This window comes from Halomonas sp. M20 (assembly GCF_020622265.1).
Taxonomy (GTDB): Bacteria; Pseudomonadota; Gammaproteobacteria; order Pseudomonadales; family Halomonadaceae; genus Modicisalibacter.
Genome location: NZ_JACNMQ010000005.1, coordinates 212715 through 225554, shown reverse-complemented (window position 1 = coordinate 225554; position 12840 = coordinate 212715). Strand labels below are relative to the sequence as shown.

6 protein-coding genes are annotated in these 12840 nt (G+C 60.0%); 2 read left to right on the top strand and 4 right to left on the bottom strand.

Going from position 1 to position 12840, the window contains the following annotated elements:
• The first annotated feature begins 80 nt into the window (after positions 1-80).
• Positions 81-722: a phosphoribosyltransferase gene (locus tag H7850_RS14140; protein WP_227370232.1), complete on the top strand. Its 642-nt coding sequence runs from the start codon at positions 81-83 to the stop codon at positions 720-722.
• 92 nt (positions 723-814) lie between these two features.
• Positions 815-2740 (top strand): alkaline phosphatase family protein, encoded by a 1926-nt coding sequence (locus H7850_RS14135; RefSeq protein WP_227370231.1) that lies wholly within the window; start codon positions 815-817, stop codon positions 2738-2740.
• 51 nt (positions 2741-2791) lie between these two features.
• Here H7850_RS14135 and glgB read toward each other — a convergent pair whose 3' ends face one another.
• From glgB to glgX, 4 genes are all read right to left on the bottom strand, one after another.
• Entirely contained in the window at positions 2792-5035 is a 2244-nt protein-coding gene (gene glgB, locus H7850_RS14130) for a 1,4-alpha-glucan branching protein GlgB (RefSeq protein WP_227370230.1), read from the bottom strand.
• Positions 5028-8372 carry a maltose alpha-D-glucosyltransferase gene (gene treS, locus H7850_RS14125; RefSeq protein ID WP_227370229.1) on the bottom strand — a complete coding sequence of 1115 codons (3345 nt, stop codon included), beginning with the start codon at positions 8370-8372 and terminating at the stop codon, positions 5028-5030. The genes glgB and treS overlap by 8 nt, the downstream gene beginning before the upstream one ends.
• Before the next feature lie 60 nt (positions 8373-8432).
• Positions 8433-10502, bottom strand: a complete 2070-nt coding sequence (locus H7850_RS14120; protein WP_227370228.1) for an alpha-1,4-glucan--maltose-1-phosphate maltosyltransferase — start codon at positions 10500-10502, stop codon at positions 8433-8435.
• 67 nt (positions 10503-10569) lie between these two features.
• Positions 10570-12771, bottom strand: a complete 2202-nt coding sequence (gene glgX, locus H7850_RS14115; protein ID WP_227370227.1) for a glycogen debranching protein GlgX — start codon at positions 12769-12771, stop codon at positions 10570-10572.
• Positions 12772-12840 lie beyond the last annotated feature (69 nt).

The following is a 12840-nucleotide window of genomic DNA, read 5'->3' as shown; positions in this document are numbered from 1 at the left end:
CCTGAGCGTGCTGGCAAAAACCTCCATTAATGCCGACACTGGGCAGTAGTGGGTGTTCAAGCATGTTTCAGGAGGTTTGAATGTCGGAACTTCCCTTTGCCAATCGCCTCGCGGCAGGGCGAGCCCTCGCCAAGCGACTCTTTGCCTATGCCGGTAGTGAGACACTCGTATTGGGGCTACCTCGTGGCGGTGTACCGGTGGCTGCAGAAGTCGCCCGGGAATTGAAGGCACCTCTCGATGTCATGGTGGTGCGCAAGCTGGGTGTGCCGGGTCATGAGGAGTTTGCCATGGGCGCCATCGCTAGCGGCGATGTGACGGTGCTTGATGAGGCACTAGTCAAGCGGTTGAGTATCGATGAACAGCGCCTGCAGGCGGTGATCGACAAGGAACGACGCGAACTCAATCGACGCGAGGCGAGCTATCGCGGTGAGCGGCCCTACCCCGATCTGGAGGGACGTCAGATCATTCTGGTGGACGACGGTATCGCCACCGGCGCCAGCATGCGCGCGGCAATTCAGGCAGTGCGTCGCCTGGGCGCCAAGCGCCTGGTACTGGCGGTGCCAGTGGCGCCTCAGGAAACCCTGGAGCAGCTCGCCGGGGAAGTGGACGAGGTCGTCTGCGTGGCCACGCCGGATCACTTTCATGCAGTGGGGCAGTGGTATATCGATTTCGGCCAGACCACCGATGCGGAGGTACATGAATGCCTGGAGAAACATAACTAACGCTCTCCGTTCTGGTACTGCTCGCCGCATGGTCAACGACCTGTAACAACGGGTATGCTGATTATTTTCCGGTAAGGTGCTGACCATCCTTCATGGACGATAGCGTTTCCAATCCACTTCCCGATGTTCTGGCAGGCCCCATCCTTCGTCGTGTCGAGACCCGACGCCTAGTGCTATGGCTGGCGGCAACGCGTCCTCTGACACTGCGCCTCGTACTCCACCCGGATCATCTCGAGCCCCGTTCCATCGCGCTCGACAAGACGCTATGCCGATGCGTACCGATAGGCCGGCACGCCTATGTCCACTTGATCGACGTCGCCCTGGATACACCGCTACCCCAGGACGTTGTGACCGGCTACGACCTGCGGATCGCTCAATCCGACGGTGGCGATATCGGCATCGCCGAGTGGGCGCCGCATCTTTTATATGGCGATGAATCGCATCCGGGCTTCGTGATCAAATCGCGTCTGGACGGCATTCTTCATGGCTCCTGTCGCAAGCCCCACTACGGCTCCGGTGATGGCTTGGCGCGCGGGGATGCCTGGCTGTCTGAGCGTCACGATGACGCCCAGGAACGCCCTGCGCTGCTGCTGCTGACCGGCGACCAGATCTACGCCGACGACGTTGCCGGACCCATGCTCACCGCCATTCATGAGCTGATCGAGCGTCTTGGGCTTTGGGGCGAGCGCCTTGAAGGCGCGGTGGTAGACGATAGCGAGGCACTTTATGCCGCAGAGGATACCTATTACCACCGGGAGCGCCTGTTGCCCCAGTTCGAGTCCGCAGAGGCCCTTCGAGAGCGTTTTTTTGGCGGGGTGCGCAAGCCAGTCTTCACCACGGACAGCGCCGCCAACCATCTGATCACTCTGAGTGAAGTCCTGGCCATGTACCTGCTGGTATGGTCGCCAGTGCCCTGGGGGCTGATTCAACGTGGCGAGCCATCACTGAACGACGAGCATCGCGAGCGATTCGCCGCAGAACGTGAGGTGATCGATGCCTTTGCCGCCGAACTACCGGCGGCAGCGCGGTTGTTGGCCCAGGTACCGACGTTGATGATCTTCGACGATCACGATGTCACCGACGATTGGAATCTGACTGCCGCCTGGGAGGAGACCGTCTACGGACACCCGTTTTCACGCCGCATTGTCGGCAATGCACTCATCGCCTATTTGCTTTGCCAAGGCTGGGGCAACGCCCCGGAACGATTGAAAGCTCCTCTCGATCAGTTGCAGCAGTTTCTCGAAGCATGCGGCGCAGAGGGTTATCTGCCGAACAAACAACAGGATGACTTGATCACCGAACTTATGCGCTTCGAAGGCTGGGGATTCTGTCTGACCGGGCCGCCCAAGCTTGTGGCCCTGGACATTCGCACCCGGCGCTGGCGCAGCGAGCGCAAGCGACATCGCCCCTCGGGACTGATGGACTGGGAGGCGTTGACGGAGCTGCAGCAGGAATTGCTGGATGAGCCCTCGATCATCATCGTCTCGCCTTCGCCGATGTTCGGGGTCAAGCTGATCGAAGGCGTTCAACGCCTGTTCACTTGGGCCGGCAAGCCCTTGCTGGTGGATGCGGAAAACTGGATGGCGCATCGTGGCGCGGCCCAGGTCATGCTCAACGTCTTTCGCCACACCCGCACGCCACGCAATTACGTCATCCTATCCGGCGACGTGCACTACTCCTTCGTCTACGACGTGCGCATCCGTCATCGCGATGAGAAACCGCATATCTGGCAGATCACCAGCAGCGGGATCAAGAATGGTTTTCCCGATACGCTGCTGGACTGGTTCGATCGCATCAACCGCTGGCTTTACGCCCCCTGGTCACCGCTCAACTGGTTCACTAAGCGTCGGCGCATGCAAGTACGCCCCTTCATCCCGGATCGGGCCAAGGCCGGCGAGCGCCTGTGGAACGGCTCGGGTATCGGCCACGTGCGCCTGGATGAACAGGGCCGCCCGTCAGAAATCAACGAGCTGGGCGTCAACGGCGTCACGGTGTGCTTTCATCCCAAACGGGACTGAGCACCTTGCTCTGATGTCCCGTATCCAACCTCTCGACGCTTCACCCCCACTTCAGGCAACCGTCTTCTCACGCGTTGGACGCAACATCAGCACGCTCAAGGGCGGCAGACTCAAGGCAAGACTCGCGGACTGGCCGTGCAGGGATTCGTCTCGCGTGGTGAGTTCTCCCAGATTGCCCTGGTTCGAGCCGCCATAGTGCTCCGCATCGCTGTTGAAGGACTCCTCCCAGCGTCCGGGCAAGGGCACTCCAAGACGGTAATCGTCGTGAGCCACCGGTGTCATATTGGCGACCACCAATAGCGGCTCACCGTCAGCGCTGAAGCGCAGCCAGGCAAAGACGCTGTTGCTGGCATCGTCACCCACGACCCAGGTAAAGCCGGAGGGTTCCGTGTCCCGCTCGTGCAGCGCCGGCAGATCCGCATACAGCCGGTTGAGGTCGCGCACCAGGCGTTGAATGCCTTCGTGACGCGGTTCGCCGAGCAGCGACCAGTCGAGCTCCCGGTCATGACTCCACTCCCGCCACTGGGCGAACTCGCAGCCCATGAACAGAAGCTTCTTGCCGGGCTGGGTCCACATAATGGCAAGGTAGGCCCGCAGATTGGCGAAGCGCTGCCATTCATCGCCGGGCATCTTGTTGATCAGCGAGCCCTTGCCGTGTACTACCTCATCGTGAGAAATAGGCAGCACATAGCGCTCGGAGAAGGCATAGACCAGCGGAAAGGTCATCTCGTTATGGGCGTAACTGCGATAGAGCGGATCATTGGCCATGTAGCTCAAGGTGTCGTGCATCCAGCCCATGTTCCACTTGTAGGCAAAGCCCAATCCGCCTTCTGCTGTAGGCTCGGTCACTCCAGGCCAGGCGGTGGATTCCTCGGCGATGACCGCTGCACCAGGCACTTCCTCGGCGATGACGTCGTTGAGATGACGCAGGAAATCGATCGCCTCCAGATTCTCCCGGCCACCGTGGCGATTGGGAATCCACTCGCCGTCATTGCGGGAATAGTCCCGATACAGCATCGAGGCCACCGCATCCACCCGCAGGGCGTCCACATGAAAGTGCTTCACCCAGTGAAGAGCCGAGGCCAGCATGAAGCCATGCACTTCGCGCCGGCCCAGATTGAAGATGTAGGTGTTCCAATCCGGGTGAAAACCCTCGAAGTGGTGCTCGTACTCATACAGCGCCGTGCCGTCGAAGCGCGCCAGGCCATGGGGGTCCGTGGGAAAATGCGCCGGCACCCAGTCGAGAATCACGCCAATTTCGGCGGCGTGACAGGCGTCGACGAAATAGGCGAAATCCTGAGGGCTGCCGAAGCGCCCGCTCGGGGCAAACTGGCCCAGGGGCTGATAGCCCCAGGAGCCGCCGAAGGGGTGCTCCATGATCGGCAGAAGTTCGAGATGGGTAAAGCCCATCTCCTTGACGTAGGGGATCAGATGCTCGGCGAGATCACGCCAGCTGTACAGTTCGCCGTCATCCCCGCCGTGTTTGCGCCAGGACGCTGCGTGCACCTCGTAGATGGCCATTGGCCTGTTCAGGGCCTGATGCTCGCCGCGCTTTTCGATCCAGTCGTCGTCCTGCCAGGTAAACGGCGTGGTATCCGCCACCACCGAGGCGGTATCCGGCGGCATTCGGGTCGCCAGGGCCACCGGGTCGGCCTTGAGCGTCAAAGCGCCATGGGCATCGATCATCTCGTACTTGTAAGCCTCGCCGGGCCCCAAACGCGGCAGGAAAAGCTCCCACACCCCCGCGGGGTGGCGAAGGCGCATCGGGTGACGCCGACCGTCCCAGCTATTGAACTCTCCCACCACGGACACCCGGTGTGCGTTCGGTGCCCATACCGCAAAACGCACCCCTTCTACACCGTCGATGGTCATGGGCTGCGCGCCTAGGCAGTGACCCAGGTTGCGATGATTGCCTTCGCCGATCAGGTACAGGTCCATCTCGCCTAGCAATAGGCCAAAGGCGTAGGGGTCTTCCGTTTCCTGTTCGCCGCCCTGGGGCCATCGGATACGCAGCTTGTAGGGAGCGGCATGAGGCAATTTCGCTGCAAACAGACCCGGAATCTGCACCGGCGTCATGCAACAGCGAAACTCACCGCTATCCCGATCCAGCACATCCACCCCCAAGGCACCGGGCAGATAGACCCGCAACAATGGGCCGTCCGACCCTTCTTGCAGGCCTAGCACTGCAAAAGGGTCCGCGTGAGAGCCTCGGGTCAATGCTTCCGCGTCATCCGCGGCCAGCTTCAGCCCATCGTCTCTTGTATGTTTGGCATATTCGACGCGTTGATTACTCATTCGCTCCCCCCATCCATTGATCGGCGATAGTCATCAGGCCCCGCAAGGGCACGCTCAACCAGGCCGGACGATTGGCGGCCTCGTAGGCAAGCTCGTAGACCGTTTTTTCAAGCAGGAACAGATCCAGCGCTGCCTTGGCCTTGGCGTCATCCTGCAGGCGGTGCGGCAAATCCTGGGTGGCGTGATCATAACCCTCAAGGAACAGGCGCCGGCATTCGCCCAGAATCTGCTGTGAAAGCGCGCGGGAATCACTACTGCCACTTTCCCCCTCGAGACCGATTTGCCCTTCCTCGAGCTTCACACCGGCGTAATCGAATGAGCGCAGCATGCCCGCCACGTCCTTGTACGGGCTATCCTTGGCACGACGCTCCTCCAGGGTTCGCGCGGGCTCGCCCTCGAAATCGATGATAAAGGCGTCCCCGTTGGCCACCAGCACCTGCCCCAGGTGCAGATCACCGTGGTTGCGAATCAGCAGACTTCCCTTGGCCTGCTGGGCCAGCGGCGCAATGGCGCCCAACAGCTGGTCACGGCCTTCAAGAATCCTGTCGATCATGCGCTGCTCGGCTTCTGCAGCCTCGCTTCTATGATGCGACAACAGCTCGAGGGCGCTTTCGACTTGTTGATGAATGCGTCGGGCCCAATCTGCTACCTGCCCCTCATCTGCGATTTCGGGACTGAAATCCACATTTTGAGTAGAGGCAGCTAGAGCCTGATGCAGTTCACCCAAGCGCTGACCCAAGATCTCCGCAAAGGCCTCGAGTTCGCTTCTGGCGCCAAAGCTCTCTTCCATGGCCTGGGTTTGTGTTTCCTCCTCCGCGTCCCGTAGGGCGCGCTCAAGCGTCGTGCGCGTCCAGGACCAGGCGTCCCCTTGATTGTTGATATAGCCTTGCAACAGCATCAAGGTTTGAGAACCCTCTTCTTCGATGCGTGCTACTTCACCGTACAGCGGAGCCATGTTGGCAAAGCCTTGTTCGCTCAGATAGCGGCCCATTTCCGCTTCCGGGTGCTGACCGCTTTCGACACGACGCAGTACCTTGAGCACGACCTGGTAGTTGACGATGATCGAACTGTTGGACTGCTCTACCCCTTGCTGCACCACCTCGGGCTGCTCCGGCAACTCGAGTTCGTTCATGAGAGAAGTGGGCAAAAAGCGTATCTCGCCGGCAGTGCTTGGTAAGGTGGCAGCGTTGCGCAACGCATCTACTACCGCCAAGGCAAACTTGTCCCGAGTGATCGCATCCGTCAGCAGACCGACCTGGTTGGCGCGACGCACTCGAGCCATGGCCAGCTGTCTGGGAAGCACCCGCTCCTGCTCCTCTTCGCCGAGAAACGCGAAAGGCAACTGATAGCGCTCCACCCCTTGAGCATGGCGTACTTCGATTTCACTGAGTAGCCCGACACGCCCCGAGTTCGTGAGAGGCGTGGCGTACAACAGCGTCACCTGTTCGATGCGCTGCTGCTTGGCGGCGAACCAGCGCCGCTTGGGCAGGTAACTGGGCAGTATTTCGTTTTCAAGCAGTTTCCGTGGCGAGCCCTCAAGGATCTCCTCGAGCTTGCGTTTGACGATCAGGGTGGCGTAATCAGGCATCGGCTCCGGTGTCGGCACGTGCCATTCGGGCATGGCGGTTTCCGGGGCCAGATAGAACCAGTAGAACCCGTAGGGCGGCAGCGTCAGCAAGTAAGGCAATTTGCCTATCGGCGGGAAGGCGCTGCCACCCACCATTTCCACCGGCACCTGACCGGCAAAGGCGCTCATGTCCAGCTCCACCGCCTGGGCGGAGCGGGCCAGGTTGGCCACACACAAAAGCACTTCCGTCGTGCCATCGTCCAGGGTCATCTCCCGCAGGTAGGCCAGCACATGACGGTTGGCGGGATGCAGTGTACGCATGCTGCCACGGCTGAAGGCACGGTGCTTGCTGCGCACCGCCAACAGGCGGCGCATGCTGTTCAAAAGCGAATGCGGATCCCGGGATTGGGCTTCTACATTGATGGACTGAAAGCCATACAGCGGGTCCATGATCGGCGGCAGTACGAGACTTGCCGGATCCGCCCGGGAAAAACCGCCGCTGCGATCCATGGACCACTGCATGGGCGTGCGCACGCCGTCGCGGTCGCCAAGATAGATATTGTCTCCCATGCCGATCTCGTCGCCATAATAGAGCACCGGCGTACCCGGCATGGACAGCAAGAGGCTGTTGAGCAGTTCGACACGTCGACGATCCCGCTCCATCAGCGGCGCCAGACGGCGACGAATGCCCATATTGATTCGAGCGCGCCGATCCGCGGCGTAATGGTTCCAGAGATAGTCCCGCTCCTTGTCCGTGACCATTTCCAGGGTTAGCTCATCGTGGTTACGCAGGAAAATCGCCCATTGACAGTTGGGCGGAATCTCAGGGGTCTGGCGCAGTATATCCGTGATGGGAAAGCGGTCTTCCTGGGCGAGCGCCATGTACATGCGCGGCATCAGCGGGAAGTGAAAGGCCATGTGGCACTCGTCGCCTTCGCCGCTCTCATTACCGCCAAAATAGGGCCGGGTATCCTCCGGCCATTGATTGGCTTCCGCCAGCAGCATGCGGTCCGGATAGCGCTCGTCCAGGGCTTGCCTGATTTTCTTGAGCACCACGTGGGTTTCCGGCAGGTTCTCGTTGTTGGTGCCTTCCCGCTCCACCAGATAGGGAATGGCATCCAGGCGCAGGCCGTCGATCCCCATGTCCAGCCAGTAGCCCATGACCCTGAGCACTTCCTCGAGCACCTTGGGGTTGTCGAAGTTGAGATCCGGCTGATGGGAGTAGAAGCGGTGCCAAAAATAAGCGCCCGCCACCGGGTCCCAGGTCCAGTTGGAGGTTTCCGTATCGAGAAAGATGATGCGGGTGCCCTGATAGGCCTGATCCGTGTCCGACCAGACATAGAAATCCCGCTCTGGTGAGCCCGGCGGCGCGTTACGGGCCCGCTGGAACCACTCATGCTGATCCGAGGTGTGGTTGATGACCAGTTCGGTGATGACTCGGAGGCCGCGCTTATGGGCCTCGTCGATGAAGCGCTGGGCGTCTTCCAGGGTGCCGTAATCCGGGCTGACGTTGCAGTATTCGGCAATGTCGTAGCCGTCGTCCCGCCGGGGGGACGGGTAGAACGGCAGAATCCAGATCGTATTGACGCCGAGGCTGACGATATAGTCGAGCTTGTCGATCAACCCCTGAAAGTCGCCGATACCGTCGTCGTTGGCATCGAAAAACGACTTGACGTGTACCTGGTAGATGACCGCGTCCTTGTACCATAGCGGGTCGTCCAGAAAATCAAACGTCTCGACGCTGTGGGTTTCGCTGCTAGCATCCATCATGTGCTGTGTCTCCCTGCCTGTTCTGTTCCATGCGAGCGGTTCTTGCGACCGCTGCAGCGTCTAACCCAGTGGCTGAATGCGCCAGATGGCAAAGGGCAGATGCGCCGGATCAAGCCGCATCCACTGGTGTTTTCCTTGCCAGGTGAAGCGCTGGCCGGTCATCAGATCCTCGACCTGGAGTGCCGCATCATCCGGCAGATCCAGCTCCCATAGAGGCAGTTCGAAGCTGCCCTCTTGAACTTCAAAGGGATCGAGGTTGACCGCGACCAGCACGAAGTTGTCTTGCGCGTCGTCGCGCTTGCCGAAATACAGCAGCCGCTCATTGGCCACTGGATAAAACGCTATTCCCAGGTGGGTCTGCAGCGCCGAGTTTTCCCGGCGAATGCGATTGAGCTGAGCGATCTCGTAGATGATGTTGCCTGGTGCGGTATAGTCCCGTGGGCGTATCTCGTACTTCTCGGAATCGAGATACTCCTCCTTGCCCGGCACCGGGGCACCTTCGCACAGCTCGAAGCCGGAATACATGCCCCAGAGCCCGGAGCCCATGGTGGCAAGAGCCGCCCGAATCAAGAACCCGGGCCGACCGCTGGACTGTAGAAAATAGGGGTTGATATCCGGTGTATTGACGAAGAAGTTGGGCCGGTAGCACTCCCGCAGCGGCGACTCGTTCAATTCGGTGAAGTACTGGGTCAGCTCGGCCTTGGTATGGCGCCAGGTGAAATAGGTATAGCTCTGGGTGAAGCCTACCTTGCCCAGCCGCGCCATCATCGGCGGCCTGGTGAAGGCCTCGGCGAGAAACAGCACGCCGGGATCGCGACTTCTGATATCCGCGATCAGCCACTCCCAGAAAGGCAAGGGCTTGGTGTGGGGGTTGTCGACCCGAAAGATGCGCACGCCTTCATCGACCCACAGCTGCACGATGTCGCGTAGCGTCAGCCATAGATCCGGCACTGCATCTTCGGCGTAGAAATCGACATTGACGATGTCCTGATACTTCTTCGGCGGATTCTCCGCATAGCGAATCGAGCCGTCCGGCCGCCAGGAAAACCAACCCGGGTGCTCTGCAAGCCAGGGGTGATCCGGGGAACACTGAATGGCGAAATCCAGCGCAATCTCAAGGCCATGGCGAGCCGCTGCCTGCACCAGCTCTCGAAAATCCTCGCGGCTGCCAAGCTCCGAGTGAATGGCCTCGTGGCCGCCTTCCGGGCTACCGATGGCATAGGGGCTGCCCGGATCATCGGGGCCCGCTTCCAGAGTATTGTTGGGCCCCTTGCGATGAGCCCGCCCGATGGGATGAATGGGCGGAAAATAGAGCACATCGAAGCCCATGTCGCGGATCATGGGCAGACGTTTCTGCACATCGGCAAAGGTGCCATGACGTCTGGAACCCGTCGTTTCCGAGCGCGGGAAGAGCTCATACCAGCTGGCGAAATTCGCCGCCCTGCGATCCACGTCCAAGGGGTAGACGGCATCGCTCACGCTCAGGTGCGCTTGCGTATCCGCCGCTGCCATCAGGTTTGCGGTATCGGCGCCAAGCAGCACTTCCACCCGCTGACTGTTCTGCTCGCTCTGCTCAAAGCGCGCCAATACCGCAGAAAGGTTTTCGCCCAGCTCGCCCTCGCTTCGCTGCGCGGCCTTGGCCACCAAACGGCACCCTTCCTCGAGTTCGAGCTCGACAGGAACGCCGGCCTGATGCTTCTTGGCCAGTTCATCCCGGTAAGTGCCATACAGATCCCACCAGGCCTCGATGATGAAATGATGACGCCCTACCTGAGTCGGGACGAACTGGCCCTCCCAGACATCCTTTCCCAGAGGGCGTACCAGATGCAGGGGCGCCTGCTGGGTAAGCCCTTGGGGGTCAGTCCAGCTAATCCGCGCTGCCAGCACGTCGTGACCGTCCGCAAAGATGACCGCCGATACAGACACAACGTCGTTTACCACGGCCTTGGGTGCGAAGCGGCCACCGGTGAGACTCGGCGTCACCGACTCGATGGCGATACGGGCTGATCTTGCCGCCGCCAGCACATTGGAGCCTCTTGTTTCAGCGCCATCTATTTCAACGTCATCCGATTCGACGTTCTGGTTGGCGGCGGCGTCTTTCGACATCCGAGAACGAGATGAAAGACTCATCGCGACATGCTCCTTATGTCTTTTCGCGCAAATGAACGATCAGGCATCGATCTTGAGTGACATCGGCCTAAAGCACGGGCGGTGATTGGGTTGCGCGCACCAGCTCGAGCATTACCAGAGAGTGTGCCGCCACCGTATAATTGTCGCCTACGCCGTAATGCCGGTTATCCACGTCAAGACCTTGCTGGGTATCCAGGCGGCAGATCCAGCTGCCGCTGTCCGGCACCTCCGGCAGGACGAAGCTTTCTTCTTCATGATTGGCATTGAACAGCAACAACAAGGTGACATCGACCCCCGCTCGACGAATCCCCGAGGGACGCGCGCGACCATCGAGCAAGAGCCCTAGACTGCGCGCTTGAGGGTCTTCCCATCGCTCGACACTCATCTCATCGGCTTGCGGGGTAAGCCAGGTTACCTCTTTAAGGCCCATCTCTTCGCTGTACTCGCCGCTCAAGAAACGTCCGCGACGCAGGATCGGATAGCGTTCGCGCAATTCGATCAGTCGGCGTAGATACTCGATCATGGCGTGGGCATCTGCGCCCAGATTCCAGTCCAGCCAGCTGACTTCGTTGTCCTGACAATAGGCATTGTTGTTGCCTTGCTGAGTGCGCAGCAGTTCATCCCCGGCCAAGAGCATGGGCGTACCCTGGGCAAACAGAGTAGTGGCGAGGAAGTTGCGGATCTGGCGCAGGCGTAGATCGCGAATCTCGGGATTTTCCGTCGGGCCTTCTTCACCGAAATTCCAGGAACGATTGTCGTCGTGACCGTCGTTGTTATCCTCGCCGTTGGCATCGTTGTGCTTGTCGTTGTAGGCGACCAGGTCATACAGCGTGAAACCGTCGTGGGCAGTAACGAAGTTGACCGAGGCAAAGGGGCGGCGCCCGCGATGATCGAATATGTCCGCGGACGCGGTCAGGCGCGCGGCAAGCTCTGGCAAGGCGCCTTCGTCGCCTTTCCAGTAGGAGCGTACGGTATCTCGGAAACGATCGTTCCACTCCGACCAGCCCGGGGGAAATTTGCCGACCTGATAGCCACCGGGTCCGCAATCCCAGGGTTCGGCGATCAACTTGACCTGGCTGAGTATCGGATCCTGGCGAGTGGAGTCGAGAAAACCACCGCCTTCATCGAAGCCATGGGGTTCGCGCCCCAGGATGGTGGCCAAGTCGAAACGAAACCCGTCGACCCGCATCTCGGTGGCCCAGTAGCGCAGAGAGTCCGTCACCATCTGCAACACTCGCGGATGACTCATGTTGAGTGTATTACCGGTACCGGTATCGTCTATGTAGTAGCGTGTTTGATCCGGCAGCAGTCGATAGTAAGAGGCGTTGTCGATACCCTTGAGAGACAGGGTCGGCCCCAGCTCGTTGCCCTCGGCGGTGTGGTTGTAGACCACATCGAGAATGACCTCGAGATCCGCCGCATGGAATCGCGCCACCATCTCCTTGAACTCATTGATATTGTCACCGGCCATATAAGGCGAATGCGGTGCAAAGAATCCCAGGGTGTTGTAGCCCCAGTAGTTGTGTAGCCCTTTCTCCTGCAAGTGCTGATCGTCGACGAACGCGTGGATAGGCAACAATTCCACGGAGGAGACACCGAGGGAACGGATATAGTCCACTACTTCACTGACCATCAAACCCGCGAAAGTGCCCCGCAGCGGTTCCGGCACTGCTGGATGGCGCATGGTGTAGCCGCGAGCGTGGGTCTCGTAAAGAACGGTGCGATCCCAGGGCACGTGCACCGGCTGCGCCCGCCCCCAGGTAAAGGCCGGATCGACGACACGACAGCGCGGCATGAAAGGCGCACTGTCCCGTTCGTCGAAACTCAGATCGCCATCTTCATGGCCGATGGTGTAGCCGAACAGCGCCTCGTCCCATTTTATTTCCCCGACGATCTGCTTGGCATAGGGATCAAGCAGCAACTTGTTGGCATTGAATCGGTGCCCTTCTTCCGGAGCGTAGGGGCCATGTACCCGATAGCCGTAGAGCTGCCCGGGACGCGCATCCGGTAGATAGCCGTGCCATATCTCGTCAGTATATTCCGGCAGTTCGATACGCTCGATTTCATGCTCGCCGCTGGCGTCGAACAGACACAGCTCGACACGGGTAGCATGAGCAGAGAACAAGGAAAAATTTACTCCCAGCCCGTCCCAGGAAGCGCCCAGCGGAAACGATTTGCCCTCGCTTACCTGGGAGCGATCTCTCACCCCAGGTGCCTCGACGCTGGTAGCATTCGTTTCATTGCCCTGGTCGGTATTCTCAGTATCCATGGTTCATCCTTGAGGTGATATGCCAAGCGATATTTGCAAAGCGCAAAAGCACCGCGCCAATAAAGGGTT

Coding starts and splice junctions, on each gene's coding strand:
- glgB (WP_227370230.1), bottom strand. CDS start 5,035: ATGAGTAATCAACGCGTCGAATATGCCAAACATACAAGAGACGATGGG.
- H7850_RS14135 (WP_227370231.1), top strand. CDS start 815: ATGGACGATAGCGTTTCCAATCCACTTCCCGATGTTCTGGCAGGCCCC.
- H7850_RS14120 (WP_227370228.1), bottom strand. CDS start 10,502: ATGAGTCTTTCATCTCGTTCTCGGATGTCGAAAGACGCCGCCGCCAAC.
- treS (WP_227370229.1), bottom strand. CDS start 8,372: ATGATGGATGCTAGCAGCGAAACCCACAGCGTCGAGACGTTTGATTTT.
- glgX (WP_227370227.1), bottom strand. CDS start 12,771: ATGGATACTGAGAATACCGACCAGGGCAATGAAACGAATGCTACCAGC.
- H7850_RS14140 (WP_227370232.1), top strand. CDS start 81: ATGTCGGAACTTCCCTTTGCCAATCGCCTCGCGGCAGGGCGAGCCCTC.